The sequence below is a fragment of the Micromonospora sp. NPDC005215 genome (assembly GCF_040607915.1).
Classification (GTDB): Bacteria; Actinomycetota; Actinomycetes; order Mycobacteriales; family Micromonosporaceae; genus Micromonospora.
This window is the reverse complement of the sequence record NZ_JBEXHQ010000025.1, coordinates 35,684-57,282: the sequence shown is the minus strand read 5'-3', so window position 1 is coordinate 57,282 and position 21,599 is coordinate 35,684. Positions and strand designations below refer to the sequence as shown.

16 protein-coding genes and 1 tRNA gene are annotated in these 21,599 nt (G+C 70.2%); 7 read left to right on the top strand and 10 right to left on the bottom strand.

Annotated features, from left to right (window positions below; translation table 11 throughout):
- Nucleotides 1–80: 80 nt before the first annotated feature.
- A complete protein-coding gene (gene rpmE / locus ABZU25_RS19540; protein WP_030333150.1) occupies nucleotides 81–305 on the bottom strand; it encodes a 50S ribosomal protein L31 in 225 nt (74 codons plus the stop codon).
- A 276-nt stretch (nucleotides 306–581) separates the two neighbouring features.
- Between rpmE and ABZU25_RS19535 the strand changes: the two genes are divergently transcribed.
- On the top strand, nucleotides 582–1,478 hold the full coding sequence (locus ABZU25_RS19535; RefSeq protein ID WP_355030760.1) for an AAA family ATPase: 897 nt from the start codon (nucleotides 582–584) through the stop codon (nucleotides 1,476–1,478).
- Nucleotides 1,479–1,776: 298 nt separating this feature from the next.
- Here the strand turns inward: ABZU25_RS19535 and rho are convergent, their stop codons facing one another.
- The 9 genes from rho to argS form a co-directional block, all read right to left on the bottom strand.
- Entirely contained in the window at nucleotides 1,777–4,032 is a 2,256-nt protein-coding gene (gene rho, locus ABZU25_RS19530; RefSeq protein ID WP_355030759.1) for a transcription termination factor Rho, read from the bottom strand.
- Between the two features lie 299 nt (nucleotides 4,033–4,331).
- Entirely contained in the window at nucleotides 4,332–5,276 is a 945-nt protein-coding gene (gene thrB / locus ABZU25_RS19525) for a homoserine kinase (RefSeq protein WP_355030758.1), read from the bottom strand.
- 64 nt (nucleotides 5,277–5,340) lie between these two features.
- Nucleotides 5,341–6,585, bottom strand: a complete 1,245-nt coding sequence (locus ABZU25_RS19520) for an MFS transporter (protein WP_355030757.1) — start codon at nucleotides 6,583–6,585, stop codon at nucleotides 5,341–5,343.
- An 11-nt stretch (nucleotides 6,586–6,596) separates the two neighbouring features.
- On the bottom strand, nucleotides 6,597–7,415 hold the full coding sequence (locus tag ABZU25_RS19515; protein ID WP_355030756.1) for a polysaccharide deacetylase family protein: 819 nt from the start codon (nucleotides 7,413–7,415) through the stop codon (nucleotides 6,597–6,599).
- 157 nt (nucleotides 7,416–7,572) lie between these two features.
- The gene (locus ABZU25_RS19510; RefSeq protein ID WP_355030755.1) at nucleotides 7,573–10,839 is read right to left on the bottom strand and encodes an efflux RND transporter permease subunit; all 3,267 of its coding nucleotides are present in this window, start codon (nucleotides 10,837–10,839) and stop codon (nucleotides 7,573–7,575) included.
- A 142-nt stretch (nucleotides 10,840–10,981) separates the two neighbouring features.
- Nucleotides 10,982–12,031: a threonine synthase gene (thrC, locus tag ABZU25_RS19505; RefSeq protein ID WP_355030754.1), complete on the bottom strand. Its 1,050-nt coding sequence runs from the start codon at nucleotides 12,029–12,031 to the stop codon at nucleotides 10,982–10,984.
- A 139-nt stretch (nucleotides 12,032–12,170) separates the two neighbouring features.
- On the bottom strand, nucleotides 12,171–13,481 hold the full coding sequence (locus tag ABZU25_RS19500) for a homoserine dehydrogenase (RefSeq protein WP_355030814.1): 1,311 nt from the start codon (nucleotides 13,479–13,481) through the stop codon (nucleotides 12,171–12,173).
- 8 nt (nucleotides 13,482–13,489) lie between these two features.
- Nucleotides 13,490–14,875 carry a diaminopimelate decarboxylase gene (gene lysA, locus ABZU25_RS19495; RefSeq protein WP_355030753.1) on the bottom strand — a complete coding sequence of 462 codons (1,386 nt, stop codon included), beginning with the start codon at nucleotides 14,873–14,875 and terminating at the stop codon, nucleotides 13,490–13,492.
- Nucleotide 14,876: 1 nt separating this feature from the next.
- Complete coding sequence (gene argS, locus ABZU25_RS19490; RefSeq protein WP_355030752.1) at nucleotides 14,877–16,550, bottom strand: arginine--tRNA ligase; 1,674 nt, start codon at nucleotides 16,548–16,550, stop codon at nucleotides 14,877–14,879.
- Nucleotides 16,551–16,647: 97 nt separating this feature from the next.
- On the opposite strand from argS, the gene ABZU25_RS19485 reads away from it, so the two are divergent.
- From ABZU25_RS19485 to ABZU25_RS19460, 6 genes are all read left to right on the top strand, one after another.
- Nucleotides 16,648–17,451: a DUF3105 domain-containing protein gene (locus tag ABZU25_RS19485; RefSeq protein WP_355030751.1), complete on the top strand. Its 804-nt coding sequence runs from the start codon at nucleotides 16,648–16,650 to the stop codon at nucleotides 17,449–17,451.
- Between the two features lie 11 nt (nucleotides 17,452–17,462).
- On the top strand, nucleotides 17,463–18,134 hold the full coding sequence (locus tag ABZU25_RS19480; protein ID WP_355030750.1) for a DUF305 domain-containing protein: 672 nt from the start codon (nucleotides 17,463–17,465) through the stop codon (nucleotides 18,132–18,134).
- Nucleotides 18,135–18,280: 146 nt separating this feature from the next.
- On the top strand, nucleotides 18,281–18,976 hold the full coding sequence (locus tag ABZU25_RS19475) for a winged helix-turn-helix domain-containing protein (RefSeq protein WP_355030813.1): 696 nt from the start codon (nucleotides 18,281–18,283) through the stop codon (nucleotides 18,974–18,976).
- A gap of 92 nt (nucleotides 18,977–19,068) precedes the next feature.
- Nucleotides 19,069–19,140 (top strand) — tRNA-Arg (locus ABZU25_RS19470).
- A 467-nt stretch (nucleotides 19,141–19,607) separates the two neighbouring features.
- Complete coding sequence (locus tag ABZU25_RS19465; protein WP_355030749.1) at nucleotides 19,608–19,730, top strand: hypothetical protein; 123 nt, start codon at nucleotides 19,608–19,610, stop codon at nucleotides 19,728–19,730.
- A gap of 88 nt (nucleotides 19,731–19,818) precedes the next feature.
- Nucleotides 19,819–21,321 carry a hypothetical protein gene (locus ABZU25_RS19460; RefSeq protein WP_355030748.1) on the top strand — a complete coding sequence of 501 codons (1,503 nt, stop codon included), beginning with the start codon at nucleotides 19,819–19,821 and terminating at the stop codon, nucleotides 21,319–21,321.
- Nucleotides 21,322–21,599: the final 278 nt, after the last annotated feature.

Here is a 21,599-nt window from a genome sequence, read left to right as displayed (position 1 = left end):
GACCGCCGGGCGGTAACAGGGCACAACGCGCACGACGCCCGCGCCCGGGGAAAAACCGGACGCGGGCGCCGAACGAGGAGTTACTTGGCCTTCTTGGCCTGAACCTTGGCGTACTTCTGCTGGAACTTCGCAACCCGGCCGGCGGTGTCGAGAACGCGCTGCTTACCGGTGTAGAACGGGTGGCAGGCGCTGCAGGTCTCGGCGTGGATCGCCCCGCCCTTGGCGGTGCTGCGGGTCGTGAACGTGTTGCCACAGGAGCAGCTGACCTCGGTGGTCACGTACTCCGGGTGGATGTTTGCCTTCATCGCCTCGGTCCTCTCGTTGGTGGTCGCCGGGTCGCCGTCATCACTCGTCGCGCCGTACACGACGGGCTCGGGCGTGAACCGGAACCGGTGGCCGATTGACCAGTGTGCCATGGGCCTGAGCCGACCCGGTAATCGGGCCGCACACCTCGTCCGGCATCGTCAACACGTGCTCCCCCATCCGCATTCCCGCCGCCCGGCCGGGCATTCGCCCACCCGGCGGGCCGCCGCCGCCGCGTGCCCCGCCCGGGGTACGTCCAACGAGCCGCAGGGGTGCCGATGACCCGCCTGATCGCCACCCGGGGACTGCCCGCCTCGGGCAAGACGACCTTCGCCCGGACGCTCCAGCCGTCCGTTCTCCGGGTCAACCGGGACGACCTGCGCCGGATGCTGCACGGCGAGCGGCTCTTCACCCAGTGGGCCGAGGCCCAGGTGACAGTCGTCCAGCGGGCCCAGGTCGAGGCGTTGCTGCGGGCCAGGGCGGACGTCTGCGTGGACGACACCAACCTGCGCTCGCGGACCCTGCGCGACTGGGCTGAGCTGGCCGCCCGGCACGGCGCGGATTTCGAGGTGCACGACTTCACCGACGTGCCGCTGGACGAGTGCCTGCGCCGCGACGCCGCGCGCCCGCCTGGCGACCAGGTCGGCGCGGAGGCGATCCGTCGGCTGCACGAGCGGTACCTCGAGGGGCGGACGCTGCCGTTGCCGGTGCCGCAGGCCCGCACCGGACGCCCCGCCGCAGTGCACCCGCCGTCGACCGAGCCACCCGAGATCGTCCTGGTGGACATCGACGGCACCGTCGCGCTGGCCGTGTCCCGCAGCCCGTACGACATGACCCGGGTGGGCGAGGACCAGCCGAACACGGCGGTGATCGCGGCGGTCCGGGCGATGCACTCCGCCGGGTACGGGGTGGTCTTCTGCTCCGGGCGGGACGCCTCCGCCCGCCCGGCCACCGAGGCGTGGTTGGCCCGGCACGTCCGGGTCCCGTACCTCGGCCTGCACCTGCGTGCCGTCGGCGACTCCCGGAAGGACTCGATCGTGAAGCGGGAGATCTACGACAGGGAGATCCGGGACCGTTACCGGGTGGCCGGCGTCTTCGACGACCGGGTCCAGGTGGTCCAGATGTGGCGAGCCCTCGGCCTCACCGTCTTCCAGGTGGCCGACGGCGACTTCTGAGACGGCGCGGGCTCGGCGAGGGGTCGCCCCTCACGACCCGGCCACCCTCGCACCCGCCGCCCTGCCTGCCGTCCCCTCGCCGACCCCGACCAGACCACCCTCCCTCGCCCCCTTTGCTCTGCTTATGCGGACGCACCACCGAGCGTTCCCCCACTGGTGCATCCGCGTAAGCAAAGCAAAGGGGGCGAGGGAGGCATGGTGGGTCAGGCCCGGGGGTCCGATCGTCGCGGGGAGTCACATGACGAAGGGGCACGGCCGCGATGGCCGTGCCCCTTCGTCGTCGGTCACCCGGGACTGGTTACTCCCCCGGCGTCGACTTCGCGATCTGCATCAGGAACTCGATGTTGGTGCGGGACTGCTTGAGCCGATCCAGCAGGAGATCCATCGCCGCCTGCGAGTCCAGCGAGTGCAGCACCTTCCGGAGCTTGTGGATGATGGCCAGCTCTTCGGGTGCGAGCAGGACCTCTTCCTTCCGCGTCCCGGACGGGTTGATGTCGATGGCCGGGAAGGTCCGCTTGTCAGCGATCTTCCGGTCCAGCTTCAGCTCCGCGTTACCGGTGCCCTTGAACTCCTCGAAGATGACCGTGTCCGCCATGGACCCGGTCTCCACCAGCGCGGTGGCGATGATGGTCAACGACCCGCCGTTCTCGATGTTGCGGGCCGCGCCGAGGAAGCGCTTCGGCGGGTAGAGCGCCGTGGAGTCGATACCACCCGACATGATCCGGCCACTGGCCGGAGCGGCCAGGTTGTACGACCGACCGAGCCGGGTCACCGAGTCGAGCAGCACGACCACGTCGTGTCCAAGCTCGACCAGGCGCTTGGCCCGCTCGATGGCCAGCTCGGCCACCGTGGTGTGGTCCTGCGGCGGACGGTCGAACGTGGCCGCGATGACCTCGCCCTTGATCGACCGCTGCATGTCGGTGACCTCTTCGGGCCGCTCGTCCACCAGCACCACCATCAGGTGGCACTCCGGGTTGTTGCGGGTGATCGCGTTCGCGATCGCCTGCAGCACCATCGTCTTACCCGCCTTAGGCGGAGACTGGATGAGTGCCCGCTGGCCCTTGCCGATCGGCATGACCAGGTCGATGACCCGGGTGGTCAGGATGTGCGGCTCGGTCTCCAACCGCAGACGCTCCTGCGGGTAGAGCGGAGTGAGCTTGTAGAACTCCGGACGACGCCGGGCCTCCTCCGGCTCCATCCCGTTGATCGTGTCCAGCCGCATCAGCGGGTTGTACTTGTCCCGCCGCTGGTCGCCGCTGTTGCCGCCCTCGCGGGCCGCCCGCACCGCACCGGTGATCGCGTCACCGCGGCGCAGGCCGTACTTCTTGATCTGGGACATCGAGACGTACACGTCGTTCGGGCCGGCCAGGTAACCGGTGGTCCGCACGAAGGCGTAGTTGTCGAGCACGTCGATGATGCCGGCCACCGGGACGAGCACGTCGTCCTCGCTGACCTGCGGCTCACGCCCACCGGTGTCGGTGCCGGTCTCGGTGCGCTCGCCGCGCCCGCGACGACGGTCCCGGAAACGGCTGCGCCGGCCACGCCGGCCGCCGCCCTCGCCGTCATCGTCGTCGTTGTCCCGCTCGGCACGCTGACCACGATCGTTACGGTCGCCCCGGTCGCCCCGGTCGTTGCGATCGTTACGATCGCCCCGGTCGGAGCGCTCCGTGCGCTCGTTGCGCTCGTTGCGCTCGGCACGCTCGCCCCGGTCGTTACGCTCGGCACGGTCCGTCCGATCGGCACGCTCGCCCCGGTCGGAGCGCTCCGTCCGCTCGGCCCGCTCGCCCCGGTCCGCACGCTCGGTGCGCTCGGCCCGTTCCGGACGCTCGGCCCGCTCGGTGCGTTCCGGACGCTCGGTGCGTTCGGCCCGCTCGGCCCGTTCCGGACGCTCGGTGCGCTCGGCACGTTCCGGACGCTCGGTGCGCTCGGCACGTTCCGGACGCTCAGTGCGCTCGGCACGTTCCGGACGCTCAGTGCGCTCGGCACGTTCCGGACGCTCAGCCCGCTCGGCACGTTCCGGACGGTCGGCCCGCTCGCGGCGATTCTCACCACGGTCGGCCCGCTCGCCGGCTTCCGCCTCGTCGGTACGCGTCTCGGTCGGACCTGCCGTCTCGGTCGAACGCGCATCAGCCGGACGCGTCTCCGCCGCTGCGGCCCGGCTCCGCCGGGTGCGACCACGGCCCTCGGTCTCGGTGGCCGGCTCGGCCGATGCCGGCTCGGCGCCACGCCCTTCGGCGGCCGGCCGGTCGGCGGTCTCCCGCACCTCGGCGCGCACCCCCTCACGGGTCGGGGCAGCCGCGGCAGCGACCTCGGCCCGCGGTCGAGGGGTCCCGGCGGCGTTGCCGCCCTGCCGCTCGGAGATCGCGGCGATCAGCTCGCCCTTGCGCATGCGAGCCGTGCCGGAGATGCCGAGCGACGCAGCCAGGCTCTGCAGCTCTGGCAGCAGCATCGCCGACAGACCGGTGCCGCTACGCCGACGACGGGCGGGAGCGGCTGCGGTGGCATCGCCAGCGACGTTGGAAACATCCGACGTCACGTCGGTGGTGTCGCTCAATGGATTCCTTCCCTCGATAAAGGCCGGGACTGCCCGGAGTCGGAACTCAGGTGGCCGGGCGGCCTCGGTGCACCCGCCTCGCAAGGACGCGTCGCGGGAGTCTGTGACACAGCAGCCGGTCGGTATCCCGACTCACCAACGTCGGTGAGCAGGTCTCGCCGTCTGCGGCGACCTGTGGAATCTGCGGTGCGGCGTGGGCCTTTGGCAGGGGTGTGACGGGCTGACCGCCGAGAGCTTCGGGGGTGCGCCGCCTCGCAGGAGATCGCGTGCTTCGCGGCTGTGCTAGGTCTAGAGCGTAATCAACTCTTCCGACCTGCGGCAACAGGGTCCCGCTCGGCGTGTCCAAGTCTACCCCGAGCAACCCGCGCGCCGCTGACGTCTATCGGTAACTGCCAGATCTCCCAGTCTGTTCCCACCGGGAAGTGCGCCGGCGGCTCGCTGAACGCCAGCACGGTGGGGCCGGCCCCACTGACCACGGCTGCCACACCAGCCGCTCGCAACGCTCTGACCAGGGACGACGTGCCTGGCATCCCGGGTGCGCGGTAATCCTGGTGGAGCCGGTCGACGGTCGCCGGCAGCAGCAGCCCCGGGTCGGCGGTGAGCGCGTGCACCAGCAGAGCCGCCCGCCCTGCGGTCAACGCAGCGTCGCCGTGCGGCACGGTGGCCGGCAACGCGGCCCGGGCGGCCGCGGTCAACCCGCGCTCCGCCGGGACGAAAACGGTGGGCCACACCCCGTCCGCGACCGGCAGGGACACCGCCCGCGCACCGGTCGACTCGGACCAGGCGACCGTGAAGCCGCCGAGCAGACAGGGCGCCACGTTGTCGGGATGGCCCTCGATCTCGGCGGCCAGCCGCAGCGCGGCCGAGTCGTCCATCCGGTGCTCCCCGTCGGTGACCAGGGCACGGGCCAGCAGCACCCCGGCGACGATCGCGGCGGACGAGGAGCCCAGCCCGCGCGCCTGCGGGATCCGGTTGACGCACTCCACGCTCAGGCCCTCGGGGTGGGCGTCGAGCACGTCGAACGCCGCCCGCATGGCCCGCACCACCAGGTGCCGGTCGTCATCCGGCAGCTCACCGGCACCCTGCCCGGTCACCGTCACTCGGACCCCGCCCGGCGCGACCTCGGCGGACACGTCGTCGTAGAGCCCGAGGGCGAGACCCAACGCGTCGAAGCCCGGGCCCAGGTTGGCGCTGGTCGCGGGGACCCGGACGCGGGCCGGCCCGGCGGTGAAGTTCGTCGACACGCGCTCATGCTAGGGCTCGGCACCGACGATCCGGTCCGCTGCCCGCAGCCTGGGATCGGCAGACTCAGCCGGCCGGGTCCAGGACCGGCTCCGCGACCCTGTCGCTGAGCGTGAGCCGGCGGGTGGCGATCCGCCAGCCGACCGCGTACACGAGGGTGATCAGCCCGCAGCCGGCGAGCACCACCCGTTCGTCCACCACGTCCACGACCAGGGCCACCGCCAGCTGACTCACCGAGATCGCCAGCGTCGCGAACATCATGTCGGTGGCGAAGACACGCCCACGCAACCGGTCCGGGACCTCGCCCTGCAGGGCGAAGTTCGACATCACCCAGTTGCTGCCGCCGGCGAAGTGCGCCACGAAGACCAGCAGCAGCACCAACGGAAACCAACGCACCACCGACGCGCCCAGATAGGACAGCCCGTAGAGCGACATCGACAGCGCGAGCCCAGGCAGCAGCCACGCCCGGTTGGTGAGCACCCGACGCATCAGGATCGGTCCCACCAACGCCCCGGCCCCGCGCACCGCGAAGAGCAGGCCGGCGCCGAGCGAGCCGACGCCGTACACGCCGGCCAGCAACGGGAACACGGTCAGCACGCCGTTGCCCAGGCCCACAGCCGATTTCACAGTGACCAACGCGAGCACCCGGGGGCGGTGACCGATGTAGCCGAGCGCCTCGCGGACGGCGGCCCAGGTCCGCTGGGCCGGAAGGTCGGTGTCCCGTGGCGCCTGCAACGGCCGGCGGATCCGGGTGGCGAGGCCCGCGGCCAGCGCCAGGCCCACCGCCGCCACCCAGAAGCAGGCGTACGGGCCGGCAGCGGTGCTCAGTACGCCACCGAGCGAGGCACCGACCACGGTCATGGTGCCCCAGGCCGAGCCGGCGACCGCGTTGCCGGCGGCCAACTCGTGCGGCTCCAGCACGTTGGGCAGCGCGGCCTGGGCGGCCGGCGAGTAGAACGCCTTGGCCACCGCGACCACCCCGATCGCGACCAGCGCCAGCCACGCCGTTCCGGCGCCCCGCACGCCGAGCAGCAGCAACACGCCCGCCAGTGCGGCCACGTTGGCCGCGATCATGATCTTCCGGCGGTCGAAGCGGTCGGCGATCGTGCCGGTGTACGGCAGCAGCAGCGCCACGATGCCGGTGTCCACCGCCAGCACCAGCGCGCCCCAGACCCCGCTGCCGGTCAGCTGCGGCAAGAGCACCAGCAGTGGCACCATGACGAACCAGTCGGCGCCGAAGACCACCAGTTCGGCCAGAAAGAGATTGCGAAAGCTCCGATTGCCGGTCAGGACCGAGAGGGTGGACGCCACGGAGCGGGACCTTACCTGGTCGGGGTCGGGGCCACACTCGCTCTCAGCAGCGCCGAAACCGTGACGAAGGTGTAACCAAGCGACCGCAGCCCGTTGATCATGTCGGTCAGGCCGCGCAACGCGACGAGCCGCCGACGCGCCCCCACATCGTGGCCGAGCACAATCGTGCCCGGTCGGACCTCGGCCACGATCCGCCGGGCGTGGCCGGCCGGATCGTCGGGAAACTCGCGCTCCACCATCTGCAGTGACCAGAGCACCAGCCGGTAGTCCAGCCGGGCCGCCGCGTGCAGCACCGCCCCACCCAGGTGACCGTACGGTGGGCGAAGCAGTTGGGGCTCCGTCCCGGTCGCCTCGGCGATCGCGTCGTGGCTTCGGCGCAGGTCGTCGTACGCCTCGGCGGCGTCCAGCTCGGCCAGGTCCCGGTGGTCCCAGCTGTGGTTGCCCACCTCGTGCCCCGCGAGCCGGTCGCGGACGACGTCGGCGTGCCGGCGGACCTGCGCCCCGACCATGAAGAAGGTGGCCGGAACCTGGTGCTGGGCCAGGGTGTCGAGCACCATTGGCGTCCACTGTGGCGCTGGGCCGTCGTCGAAGGTGAGGGCCACCAGACGCTGGCTGGTCCGTCCCGACCAGAAGACCTCCAGCGCGCCGGTGCCGACATCCTGCTGACCATTTCCGACGGTCACGCTGGCGGCGCCGCCGGCGATCGGCAGCCGGAGACGGGTGCTCCGCCACGCCTCGGACGTCCCGGCGCCGAGGGCCACCCCGCCGACGACCAGCAGGCCACGGCGCAACAGGTCGCGCCGCCCCCACTCTCGCGTGCCCTCGGCCATCCGCCCACCCTCGCCTCACCCACACGCCATCCATCTACGAGGAGTATGCAAGAAGTTACACAAAGTGTGAGTCCGGTCGGATCGGAGTGTTTCGGCCGGTAAAGCTGGAACGCCCCCGGCAGAACCCTGCCGGGGGCGTTCCGAGCCGTGGTCGGACCTACTCGGTCGGCTCCGACGGGGGCAGCGGCGAGGTACGGCTACGGGGCAGGCGCAGCACCTCGAACTGGTCCGTACCCTCCACCAGCGCGGCCGAGGGCGCGGATCGCCCGGCCGGCCGCGCACCGTCGGTCGTAGCCGAGGCAGGTGCGCCGCTCGGCACCGCCACCTGGTTCGGGGTGGACACCTCATCGGTCACCGCCGACTTGCCGGAGCGCCGCCGGTCGCGTCGGCCCCGCAGCGACTCCTTGGTGTGCTCCACCATTGTGTAGAGCGTCGGCACCAGGATCAGGGTGAGCAGCGTGGAGCTGAGCAGACCGCCGATCACCACCACCGCCAGCGGCTGCGAGATGAAGCCGCCCTCACCGGTCAGCCCGAACGCCATCGGCAGCAGCGCGAAGATGGTCGCCACCGCGGTCATCAGGATGGGACGCAGCCGGCGCCGGCCACCCTCGACCACCGCCTCCCGAACCCCCATGCCCTGTGCCCGGTACTGGTTGATCAGGTCGAGCAGCACGATCGCGTTTGTCACCACGATGCCGACCAGCATCAGCACACCGATCAACGCCGGCACGCCGAGCGGCGTCCCGGTGATCAGCAGCAGGCCGATCGCGCCGGTCGACGCGAACGGGATGGAGATCAGCAGGATCAGCGCCTGGGTGAGGCTGCGGAACGTGGCCACCATGATCAGGAAGACGATCGCGATCGCCACCAGCACCGCCAGGCCCAGGTCACCGAAGGCATCCGCCTGATCCGCGCTGACGCCACCGATCGTGAAGCTCGCACCCGGCACGTCGATGCCGTCCAGCCGCTTCTGCAGCTCCGTGCTGGTCGCGCCCAGGTTCGAGCCGGTCGCCGCGCCGGTCACCGACACGCTGCGCTCACCGTCGATCCGGGTGACCTGCTGCGGCCCCTCGTCCTGCGTGACGTCCGCGATGTCGTCCAGCTTGACCGGACCCACCGGGAGCGCCCGCAGCTCCTCCACCGTCATCGGCGGCCGCGAACCCAACCGCAACACCACGTTCTGCTGCTGCCCGTCGAGCGCGACCTGACCCAGCGGCGCTCCCCGGAACGCCTGCGACACGAGCTGTCCCACGGCGGCCTCGGTGAGCCCGGCCCGGCCGGCGGCGACCCGGTCGACAGTCACGTCGACCCGCGGCACCCGCTCGGCCAGGCTGGTGGAGACATCCTCGACGTCCGGGACACCGGCCATCGCCGCCCGGGCCTCCTCGGCGGCCCGGGTCAGCACCTCCGGGTCACTGGCCTGGACGACCACCTCCAGCTGGCTGGTCGACGCCTCCTGCCCGCCACCGAAGCTGATCTCGCCCACACCGGCGCCGAGCTTGTCGAACTCCTTGCGCAACACCTCACGCATCTGCTTCGCGTCGGTGTCACCGTCGAGGGCCAACGACCAGCTGGCGACGTTGTTGCCGCCACCGCCCGCCCACGGGTTGTCCCCACCGCCGGCGGTCACCTGGTACGTCTCGACGCCCTTGGTGGCCGACAGCACCGACTCGACCTGCTTGGCCGCCGCGTCGGTGGCCGCGAGGCCACTCCCGGCCGGCAGCTCCTGACTGATGTTGAGGGTGTCCTGGCCGGAGTCGTCCAGGAAGTTGGTTTCCAGCTTCTGGGCCAGGCCGAAGGTGCCGAAGAGCACCAGCAGGCCGAGCCCCACGGTGATCCACCGGGTGGACCGCTTGCGGGTGGCGAACCCGACCACCGGCAGGTACGCCCGCTGCAACGGGCTGCGTAGCTCCTTCTCCTCCGCGCCACGCCGCACCGCCTCGTCGTCCGCGGTGCCGCCACGCGGCTTCAGGAACCAGTACGCGAGCACCGGGATCACGGTCAGCGACACCAGCAGCGAGGCGAGCAGCGCCACCGTCACGGTGATCGCGAACGGTGCGAAGAGCTGGCCCACGAACCCGCCGACCAGCGCGATCGGCGCGAACACCGCCACCGTGGTGAGGGTGGACGCGGTCACCGCACCGGCCACCTCGCGGACGCCGGTGACGATGGCGTGCCGCTTCTCCTCGCCGTACTCCAGGTGTCGTTTGATGTTCTCCAACACCACGATCGAGTCGTCCACCACCCGGCCGACCGCGATGGTCAACGCGCCGAGGGTGAGCAGGTTGAGCGAGTAGTCGCCGATCCACAGGGCGATCAACGCGACAAGCACGGAGAGCGGGATGGAGACGGCGGTGACCACCGTCGAGCGCACCGACAGCAGGAAGACCAGGATGACGATGACCGCCATCACCAGGCCGAGCAGGCCTTCGGTGGTCAACGACTCGATCGACTTCTCGACGAACGGCGCCTGGTCGAAGACGACTGTCAGCTCCGCACCGGAGGCGTCCTTCAGGTCGGCGAGCCGGTCGCGGATCTCGTGCGAGATCTCCACGGCGTTGCCGTCCGGCGCGGCGGTGACCGCGATGCCGAGGCTGTCCTTGCCGTTGGTCCGGGTGATCGCGGTAGCCGGCGCGAGCTGCTGCTCGACCGTCGCCACATCACCGAGGCGGACCGGCGTCGCGCCCGGGGTGACCACGATGCCGCGCAGATCCTCCAGGCTGGCGATCGGCGTACCGACCTGCACCGGAAGAGCCAGCCCGCCGTCGGTCACCGCGCCGGCCGGAACGGCCACGCCGTTCGTCTTCAGCGCCGCGCCGATCGCCGTCGGCTGCACCTTCGCCGCGGCCAGCTTCGCCGGGTCCGGGGTGACCACCACGATGTCGTCGCGGGTGCCGGTCACCTCGACAGTGCGTACCCCCTCGATGCCCTCCAGCTCCGGCACCACCGTCGCCTGGAGCTTCTCGGCGAGCGCCCGCTCGTCCGCCGCGCCGGCCGCGGCCAGCACCACCGCCGGTAGGTCGTCGGTGCTACCCGCGATGACCTGGGGGTCGACGCTCTCCGGCAGTTGGGCGTCGATCCGGCTCAGCGCGGTCTGCATCTTGTTGACCACGTCGTCCAGGTCGGTGCCGAACTCGTACGTCACCTGGACGGTGGCCGAGCCCTCACGGGACGTGGAGGTGATCTTGTCCAGCCCGGGGATGCTCTGGAGGGCGTTCTCGATCGGCTCGGTGACCTGCGACTCGACGATCTCGGGGCCGGCACCGGGGTAGGGGGCCACGATGAACGCGGCCGGGAACTCGAGCGACGGCAGCAGTTGCTGCTTCAGCGACGGCACGGCGAACACTCCGAACACCGTGGTCACCACCGCGATGAGGGCAATCAGCCCTCGGTTGGCGAGGCTGAATCTGGCGAGCAGCGACATCGGCCTGGCTCACTCCTGAACGAGAATGCGGGCGGGGATACGTGAAAGTGTGCCGGACACGATCACCAGAACCCCCGCCGCCCCCACGCCCGTCCCGAAGACCGGCCGGCCTCCGCCGGACACCGACCGGGCGGTGGCGCGTTCAGGCCAGGTCGAGAGCGCGGGCCGCGGCCATCGGGTCGTTCGCGATGGTCAGCGGCGCCGGCGCTGTGGAAATCGCCCACTCCGGGTCCTTCAGGCCGTGGCCGGTCACCGTGCAGACCACCGTCGACCCGGGCGGCACCGCGCCCGCCGCGGCCTGCTGGAGCAGGCCGGCAACGCTGGCCGCGCTGCCCAACTCCACGAAGACCCCCACCTCACGGGCGAGCAGCCGGTACGCGGAGAGGATCTCCCGGTCGGTCACCGCCGCGATCAGGCCACCCGAGGCGTCCCGGGCGTCCAACGCCTTGGTCCAGCTCGCCGGGTTGCCGATCCGGATCGCCGTGGCGATTGTCGACGGCTCCGGCACCACCTGCCCGGTCACGATCGGGGCCGCACCGGATGCCTGGAAGCCGTACATCTTGGGCGTGCGGGTGGTGGTGCCGCCGTCCCGCTCCTCGGCGTAGCCCATCCAGTACGCGGCGATGTTGCCGGCGTTGCCGACGGGCAGGCAGTGGATGTCGGGCGCGTCACCGAGCGCCTCGACGATCTCGAAGGCCGCGGTCTTCTGCCCGTGCAACCGGTCGATGTTTACCGAGTTGACAAGCGCGACCGGGTGGTCCTGAGCCAGCTTCGCGGCAAGCGACAGACAGTCGTCGAAGTTGCCACTGACCTGGAGCAGCTTCGCGCCGTGCACAAGCGCCTGGGCCAGCTTGCCCAACGCGATCTTGCCCTGCGGCACCAGCACCGCGCAGGTCAACCCGGCCCGCGCCGCGTACGCCGCCGCGGAGGCGCTGGTGTTGCCGGTGGAGGCGCAGATGATGGCCTTGTTGCCGGCCTCGACCGCCTTGGACACCGCGAGGGTCATCCCCCGGTCCTTGAACGAGCCGGTCGGGTTGGCACCCTCCACCTTGAGGTGCACGTCGCAACCGATCCGGGCGGACAGAACCGGCGCCGGCAACAGCGGGGTGTTCCCCTCGTGCAGCGTGACGACCGGCGTGGCCGCGGTGACCGGCAGCCGATCCCGGTACGCCTCGATCAGACCCCGCCACATGTCGTTCTCCTCGCCTCTACCGCCGCGCCGACCCCAGCATCAGGGTCACCTTGGACCAGCCTGCCGGAGTGGTCAACGGCACACCCCGGCTTACCCACCTGACGGGACACGCGAACCGCCCATCGATGGGGTCAACGACTCAGGCGCCGCCCTCGACCCGCAGCACACTGGTCACGGACCGGACAATGTCCAGGCCGCGCAGCTCGCCGACGGTCGCGGAGAGCGCGGCGTCCGGTGCCACATGGGTGACGATGACCAGCTCGGCGTCGCCGTCACGGCCGGGCGACCCACTCGCCGAACCCTGCCGCACCGTCGCGATCGACACGTCGTGCCGGGCGAACACGCTCGCCACGGCGGCCAGCACACCCGGGCGGTCGGCCACGTCCAGGCTCACGTGGTAGCGGGTCAGCGCCTCGCCCATCGGCCGGACCGCCAGGTCCGCGTACGCGCTCTCGCTGGCCGCGCGCACCCCGGCGAGCCGGTTGCGGGACACCGCGACCACGTCACCGAGCACCGCGCTGGCGGTCGGCGCACCCCCGGCGCCCCGACCGTAGAACATCAACTGCCCAGCCGCGTCCGCCTCCACGAAGACCGCGTTGAACGCGTCGCCGACGCTGGCCAGCGGGTGGCTGCGCGGAATCATCGCCGGGTGCACCCGGACGCTGACGGTCTCCCGGCCGGTGCTGTCGACGCCCCGGGCCGCGATGCAGAGCAGCTTGATCGTGCAGCCCATCGCCTGGGCGCTGGCCATGTCCGCTGCGGTCACCTCGGTGATGCCCTCCCGGTGCACGTCGGCCGCGCCGACCCGGGTGTGGAACGCCAGCGAGGCGAGGATCGCCGCCTTCGCCGCCGCGTCGAAGCCCTCGACGTCGGCGGTCGGGTCGGCCTCCGCGTACCCCAGGGCGGTGGCCTCCTCCAAGGCCTCGGCGAACCCGGCGCCGGTGGCGTCCATCGCGGAGAGGATAAAGTTGGTGGTGCCGTTGACGATGCCGGTGACCCGGTTGATCCGGTCCCCGTGCAGCGACTCGCGCAGCGGGCGCAGCAGCGGGATGGCGCCGGCCACGGACGCCTCGTAGTAGAGGTCGCCGCCGCCCTCGGCCGCCGCCTCGTGCAGTGCCACGCCGTCCTCGGCGAGCAGCGCCTTGTTGGCGGTGACCACGCTCTTGCCGGCCCGCAGCGCCTCGACCAGCCAGCTCCGGGCCGGCTCGATGCCGCCGACCACCTCGATCACGACGTCCACGTCGTCGCGCTTGATCAGGCCGAGCGCGTCGGTGGTGAACAGGTCCTCGTCGACCGGCAGGTCACCCCGGTCACGGCCGAGCCGACGGACGGCGATGCCGGCGATCTCCAGCGGAGCGCCGATCCGGGCGGCCAGGTCGGCCGACTGCTCGTGCAGCAGCCGGACCACCTCCTGGCCGACAGTGCCGCAGCCGAGCAGCGCCAAGCGCACAGGTGACGTCATCCCACATCCAAAGCGAGCAGGTCCTCTTCGGTTTCCCGCCGGACGATCAGGCGCGCCTGGCCGTCGCGCACCGCGACCACCGGTGGCCGCGGCACATGGTTGTAGTTGCTGGCCATGCTCCGGCAGTACGCACCGGTGCCGGGCACCGCGACAAGATCTCCGGGCTGCACGTCGGCGGGCAGGAATTCATCCTTCACCACGATGTCCCCGGACTCACAGTGCTTTCCCACCACGCGGGCGAGCAACGGCTGCGTGGTCGAGGCCCGGGAGGCCAGCGTCGCCGAGTAGGACGCGTCGTAGAGGGCCGTGCGGATGTTGTCGCTCATCCCGCCGTCGACGCTGACGTACGTCCGGATGCCGTCGAGGTTCTTCACAGTGCCGACCTCGTAGAGGGTGAACACGGCCGGACCGACGATGGCCCGCCCCGGCTCGATCGACAGGTGCGGCACTGCCAGGTTCTCCGCCGCGCACTCCGAGTCGACGATCTTGCGCAGGCGCTTGGCCAGGTCCTGCGGAGTGGCCGGGTCGTCCTGGGTGGTGTACGCGATGCCGAAGCCGCCGCCCAGGTCCAGCTCGGGCAGCTCCACCCCGCGCGCGTCGCGGATCTGCGCCTGCAGGGCCAGCACCCGGCGGGCCGAGACCTCGAAGCCGCTTGCGTCGAAGATCTGCGAGCCGATGTGCGAGTGCAGGCCGCGCAGCTCCAGCACACCCTCGTCGAGGATCTTGAAGGCGGCGTTCGCGGCGGCGCCACCGGCCAGCGAGAAGCCGAACTTCTGGTCCTCGTGGGCGGTGGCGATGAACTCGTGGGTGTGCGCCTCCACGCCGACCGTGACCCGGACCAGCACCCGGGGCCGGACCCCGCGCTCGCGGGCCAGCGCGGTGAGCCGGTCGATCTCGGTGAACGAGTCGACGATGATCCGTCCCACCCCGGCGTCCAGCGCCCGGGACAACTCGGCGACCGACTTGTTGTTGCCGTGGAAGCCGATCCGCTCCGGCGGCATCCCGGCCGACAACGCGGTGGCCAGCTCGCCACCGGTGCAGACGTCCAGGTGCAGACCCTCCTCGGCGATCATCCGGACCACCGCCCGGCAGAGGAACGCCTTGCCCGCGTAGAAGATGTCCTCGGTGGGGAAGGCCGCTCGGAAGTCGCGGCAGCGCGAGCGCAGGTCCGCCTCGTCCAGGACGTACACCGGGGTGCCGAACTCGGCCGCGATGTCGCGGACGCTCAGGCCCGCGACGGCGACAGCGCCGTCCGCGCCGCGCGTGACGCTGCGCGGCCAGAGCGCCGGCACGAGGCCGTTGACGTCCTCCGGGGCGCGCAGCCAGGCCGGCCCTCGGTCGCTGATGTCCGCGTGCAGCGCACCAGCCTCATGAGCCCTCATGTCACATCCTCTCGGGTGCGGAGACGCCGAGCAGGTGCAGGCCGTTGGCGATCACCGTGCGGGTGGCGTCGTTGAGCCAGAGCCGGGCCCGGTTGGCGTCGGTGACGGGCTCGTCGCCGCGCGGCAGGATCCGGCAGGACGGCTCGTCGTAGAACCGGTGGTACGCCTGCGACACGCGCTCCTCGAGGTAGCGCGCGACCCGGTGCGGTTCCCGCAGCTCCGCCGCCGAGGCGACCACTGCGGGAAACTCGGCGAGCGCCTTGAGCAGCTCGTTCTCCTTCTCGTGGTCGAGCAGGTCGGGGCGGAACGCCGCGCCGTCGCCGCGGGTGAGCCCGACCTGGGCTGCCTGGCGGGCCGCGCTGGCCGTCCGGGCGGCCACGTACTGCACGTAGTAGACCGGGTTGTCGCGGCTCGCCCGCGTCCACAGCTCGATGTCGATGTCGATCGGGGAGTCGCTGGAGTACCGGGCCAAGGCGTACCGGGAGGCATCCACGCCGATCGAGTCGACCAGGTCCTCCAGGGTGATCACCGTGCCGGCCCGCTTGCTCATCCGCATCGGGGCGCCGTCGCGCACCAGGTTGACCAGCTGCCCGATCAGGATCTCCAGGTTGCGCTCCGGGTCGTCGCCGAAGCAGGCCGCCATCGCCTTCATCCGGCCGATGTAGCCGTGGTGGTCGGCGCCCAACATGATCACGACCCGCTCGAAGCCGCGCTCGCGCTTGTCCAGGTAGTAGGCGCAGTCCGCGGCGAAGTACGTCCACTCGCCGTTGGACTTGCGCAGCACCCGGTCCTTGTCGTCACCGAAGTCGGTGGTGCGCAGCCAGGTCGCGCCCTCGGACTCGTAGAGGTGACCCTGCTGGCGCAGCCGGTTCAACGCCAGGTCCAACTCACCCCGGTCGTGCAGGTCCTTCTCGTTGAAGTAGGTGTCGAACTCCACCCCGAAGTCGCGCAGCGAGGAGCGGATCTCGTCGAACATCAGCGCGACGCCCTCGACCCGGAAGACCTCCTGGGCGGCGTCGTCGTCGAGCGACCCCACCTCCGGCCGCCGGGCCTGCACCTCGGTGGCGATCTCGGCGATGTACGCCCCGCCGTAGCCGTCCTCCGGGGCCGGCTCACCCCTGGCGGCGGCCAGCAGCGACCGGGCGAAGCGGTCGATCTGCGAACCCGCGTCGTTGAAGTAGTACTCCGTGCCGACGTCGGCGCCGGTGGCCCGCAGCAGCCGGCTCAACGCGTCCCCGACGGCCGCCCAGCGGACCCCGCCGATGTGCACCGGCCCGGTCGGGTTGGCCGAGACGAACTCCAGGTTGATCCGCTCGCCGGCGAGCCGGTCGCTGCGGCCGTACTCCGCGCCGGCCTCGACGATCACCCTGGCCAGCTGACCGGCCGCAGCGGCGTCGAGCCGGATGTTCAGGAAGCCCGGCCCTGCGATCTCGACCGATTTGACACCGGCTGACCGGCCCAACTGGTCGGCCAGGGCAGCGGCCAACTCCCGGGGCGGGACGCCCACCTTCTTACTCAACTGCAGCGCGAGCGTCGAGGCGTAGTCGCCGTGCTCGGGGTTGCGCGGTCGCTCCACCACAGTGCTCGCCGGCAGGGCGGCGCGGTCCAGCCCACGCTGCTCGAAGACGGCGTGGGCGGCGGCAAGGACGACCGAGGCTAGTTCTGCAGGAGTCACCCAACCATGTTATCGGGGGTAGACTCGGGCACTCGGCGGCTCCCCTGCGCGTCATCCGGCCCGCCGCTCCCCTGCCCGACCGACTTGACGAGGCACGATGAGCATCAGCACCCCGGGTGGCCCTGAGCGCCGCCCGACCGTGGTCAGCACCGGCAAGAAGCCGGCCGCCGGCCGGCCCGCCGCCGGCGCCAAGGCCGGTTCCGGCAAGCCGACGGGCTCCCCGCGGGCCGGTGGCAAGGGCCCGCGCAAGCCGATCACCCCGGTCAAGGTGAGCCAGGGCCGCGCCTGGGGCCCCATCGCGCTCTTCGTCGCGGTGGGCGTGCTCGCGGCCGGCATCATCGGCTACGGCGCCTGGGCGTCGTTCCAGGGCTCCAAGCCGTGGGACAAGCGGGCCAACGCCATCGACGGCATCTCCAACATCCGCAAGTCGGACCCGGAGAGCCTGAAGTACGAGTCGCACAAGTCGGGCCCGCTGACCTGGAAATACTCGCCGCCGGTCGGCGGCGTGCACAACGCCGCCTGGCAGAACTGCATGGGCGACGTGTACGACGCCCCGATCGCCAACGAGCACGCGGTGCACAGCCTGGAGCACGGCGCGGTGTGGATCACCTACCGGCCGGACCTGCCCAAGGACCAGGTCGACAAGCTCGCCGGCAAGGTGCGCGGCGTCGAGAAGACGCTGATGAGCCCGTACGAGGGCCTGGACAAGCCGATCTCGCTCCAGGCGTGGGGCTACCAGCTCAAGGTCGACAACGCCGACGACTCGCGGATCGACGAGTTCATCAAGGACCTGCGGGTGAACGCCTCCGCCGAGGGCCCGACGGCGCTCTGCAACACGGGTATCACCGCCACCGGCACCACGCCGCGCGAACTCCCGCAACAGCAGCAGCCCGCCCAGTAGTAAGGACGCCGATGACCGCCCCCGCCACCACCGACAACGAGTACGACGACACCCCGGCCGTCCCGGACGAGGACGGCCGGGCCCCGGCGTCGCGCTACGGCGTGCTGGCGCTGGCCATCATGGTGGTGGTGGGGCTGCTCCTCGGGTATGCCGGCGGTCTGCTCACCCCGCGGCTCACCCGGCCCGGCGACACGTCCGTCGAGGCCGGTTTCGCCCGGGACATGACGACCCACCACGCGCAGGCGGTGGAGATGAGCCTGATCGCGTACCGGTCGGCGACCCTGCCCGAGGTGCGGCAGATCGCCGTCGACATCGCCACCGGGCAGCAGGGTGAGATCGGTGCCATGCAGACCTGGCTGCGCGAATGGGACCTCAGCCCGACCGGGTCGAAGCCGCCGATGTCGTGGATGTCCGACGGGGCCACCGTCAAGGACGGGCTGATGCCGGGCATGGCCACGCCGCAGCAGATGACCGCCCTACGCGACGCCAAGGGCATCGAGGTCGACCGGCAGTTCCTGACCTTGATGTACAACCACCACCTGGGCGGCATCCACATGATCGACGCGGCTCTCGACGAGACCGACAACGCCGAGGTGGTGCGGGTGGCACAGACCATGAAGTCCACCCAGCAGACCGAGCTGAACAACCTCCGACAGCTCCAGGCGCAGGCAGCCAAGGGCTGATCACGGGCATCTGCTGCCGTCCTACACCCTGAACGACACGTTATGTCCGTTATGGGGCAATCGCGAGGCACGGGCGATTACGTTGCTTAGAGAGTTTTCTCCGCACATATCGTGACCAGTTGCGATTCGTACTCGTTGCCCAAGACGTGGGGGTTGCACTCAGAGACGCACGGCGTTCGGTCACCAGCTGGTGCCGACGCCACACCATCGGCGGTGACGGGGCGGTGGCAGCCGTCCGTCGCGGACAGCGGCAGGGCGAGCCGGGAATGCTCAGCCGCGAACAGGAACTCGAACTGATCGACACACTGCGGGGCGTCCACCCCGACGAGTTCGGCCTGGACGAGGAGCTGTGGACGAGGCAGAGCCTCACCACGCTCATCCAGCGCCGATTCGATCTGCCGTTGGACGCCGGGGCGGTCGGGGCGTACCTGCGGGCCTGGGGGTTGGGTCCACGCGAGCCGCGCGAGCGGGCCTGTGGTCTCTGCGTGAGCGCGGTCGAGCGCTGGGTCCGCAGCGATTACCCGGCGATCACCCGGGCCGCCCAGGAGCACCTCGCGGAGGTCTACTGGATCGGTCGGATCCGGCTGCGGGGCACCATGCCGGCAGCGGACGTGATCTCCGCGGTCTCGTCCCGCGGCCGGGTGCGCTTCATGATCACCACGCCGACGGTGGACCCGCCGCTCCCCCGCGACTTCGTGCTGCGGCTCAGCGGTGCGGAGCAGCGCACCGTGCATCTGATCGTGGACGGCTCCTGGCCGCGCAACGAGTGGCCACGCCGGCTCCCCCGGCGAATCGTCCTGCACCCGCTGCCCAGTTGCGGGCGGGCGATCGCAGCCGCCTGAGCACCGGGTGGGCCGGTTGCCGACACGATCGGCGCACCCGATACCGATTCGGCGTACGCGGAGGAGGTTTGCTAGTCTTCTCCAGTCGCTGAGCCCCCGTAGCTCAGGGGATAGAGCACCGCCCTCCGGAGGCGGTGGCGCAGGTTCGAATCCTGCCGGGGGCACACTTGCTAAGAAAGCTTTGACCAGCACGAAAAGGCCCCCGACCAGGGAAACCCGGTTAGGGGCCTTAATCATGTGTCCGGCCGTCATCGGCCCGTGGCGGACGTCTGTGCCATATCCGTGCCAAGTTCCGACGCCGGTCAGTCGTGGCGGAACGCTCGTTTGACGCGCTGCCGGAGAGCAGCCTCAGGGCGTCTAGGCGCTTGGATTCGAACCGCCTGCCGGGCGCGGGGGAAACCGACACCGCTGGGTGTGCGCATGGCGTCGTACGCCGACAACAGATGGACCTGACGTCAGTCGCTCAGCCGGGCGGCGCCGACGGCGACAACTGGACTCCACCGCCGTGCGGGCCCCACGAACCGGTGCTGCCTGATTCCTCAACCATCGGGCCAGTGCCCGCGACAGCGCCTCGGCAGGCCACGAGGGTCAGGGGTTCGGACACGGCAGTCAAGGCCAGGAACAGACTCCGGTGTTCAAGATCGGTGACCGCAGCGGGCAGAGGCGCGTCGGCGGATCGGCGCAGCAGCAGATCTCGGCGGGTGAGGACATCGGCGCTGCGGTCCTTGCCAAGATCATGCCGCTAACTTCATGATCACCGATAGGGTCGCACCCATCCTGCATGCAGCCACGCTATAGCCAAACTGTCAGCTCGACCCCCGCTCAAACGTTGGACAGCCCCGATGAGCAACCAACTTGTCAACGGTCGAGCATCGCGGCAGTATGCAACCATGCGAATTGCCGACGTCGAAGTAGGCGTAGAATACGCTCATCGGAAGAGTAGCTGGAGCCCAGACGCTTCGCGTGTAGTCGTACGAGAAAAGATCACCGGTGGACGGCTTCGCGTGGAAGTTCTCGAGCCTGCAGCAGACACGGAGAACACCTTTCGGCGTGGCTCACGAGTCGAGGTAAGAAGCCGCAGCATTTTGTGCACCTGGGAAGTATGGCCCGAATTGTCGGCGGCCGAACAGGAAACACGCGACAAGGAAGCGGCCGAGAAGCGTGAGCGCTGGGCCGAGATCGAGCAGCAGGAGATTGCCGATCCGACCCGCCCAATCTCAGATAAATATGACACCCGCTACTATTCATCGCTGGTCGATTCCACAGAACACCTGCGGGACTGGCCGTTACCCGAGCCACGCTTCGCGTGGCGGCCAGTTCAACAGCAACTTAAGGCCGCCGCACTACGAACTCTTGAGGGCTTACCAGTTTATCTTGCCAGAGATCTACTGGCCGGTGCCACGCTTTGGTCGGACGACTCGTCGTCGAGCGTGGTGACCCCGGATGGCTCAGCAGGAGCAGTCCTCGGTCCGCTGGCACCAACTTTAACCGAAACGATGGACTGGGCGAACCGTGGCTATTTGGCAAGACGAATTCCCGATGACCTACTGTCGGCTGCCAGCGGCTTCGTCGAGGCGTGCGCGGCTGCGATTACCAAGGAGGGCGGCCACCTCGAATTGCCCGAGGTTCCGCAGTTGGACCCAATACATTTCTCTGGACCTGGTTGGATGCGCATCAGCTACGGCTACTCGTCCGGCCGGCGAATACACGCACCTGACTGCCACGTCTTACAGAGTCAAAAGACAGATCCGAATAAGGCGGCGACTTGGCCCGCTTGGCGCCTCAACCTACCCGGTAGCGATCCATGCGGCAACTGCGAAGGTCCATGGATGGCCGCGAGCCCGGCGCTGCTGGGATTCTTCGCTGCAATTGCCATCTGGCGACACCGATCAGACAAGTCTCTTGAACGATGGCAGCTCCGCGCCTGCCTAATGATGCTTGCCGACGCAGCACGCGCACGAGCAATAGAGGTCGAGCCCGATCGCGACTGGGTGCATAGGGTGGTCTCCGCTCTCGTCGTGGGTCGGCCTGGCGAGAATGGATGGGATGCCTATACGGCCCTCAAGCAGATGGGTGGTGATTCCCGGACGTGGGACAGTGCCCGTCAGATGAGCGCGCTCCGTTTGGCGTATGACAGGCTGACAATTCTCCACGATGCCCTGCCGCTCTCCCTTCGCCCCGCCGACCAGCCGGAGCCGCAGCCGACCGAGAACCTGTCGGTGGAGGCGGAGCTACGGCGAACAGGTATTCAATCGTGGTATCACAGCCTCTCCCAAGTCTGCACCGACAAGCTTCCCGATCTGGATCTCTTGTTGTTCGGCCTACCAGGCGCGATCAAGTGGTGAACAACTCCCGACAGGTCCTCGGCGTCGCTGAGGACCTGTCGTTTGATCAACGCACGCACGCCACCTCGGGCATCTGCATGGAGGTTGCAACCCAACGTCATCGGGACGGCGAATCGTCGATTACGCGGTGCTGCGGGCCGAGGACGGTGGAGCGGGCTCCTCGCCGCGGTTGTCACCTCGACCGTGCCCGGGTACGTCAATCCGACCACGATCACCCTCGGCCTGCCCACCGCCACCTGCCGGGTCCTCACCAGCACGACGGCACAGAGCGCCCGACC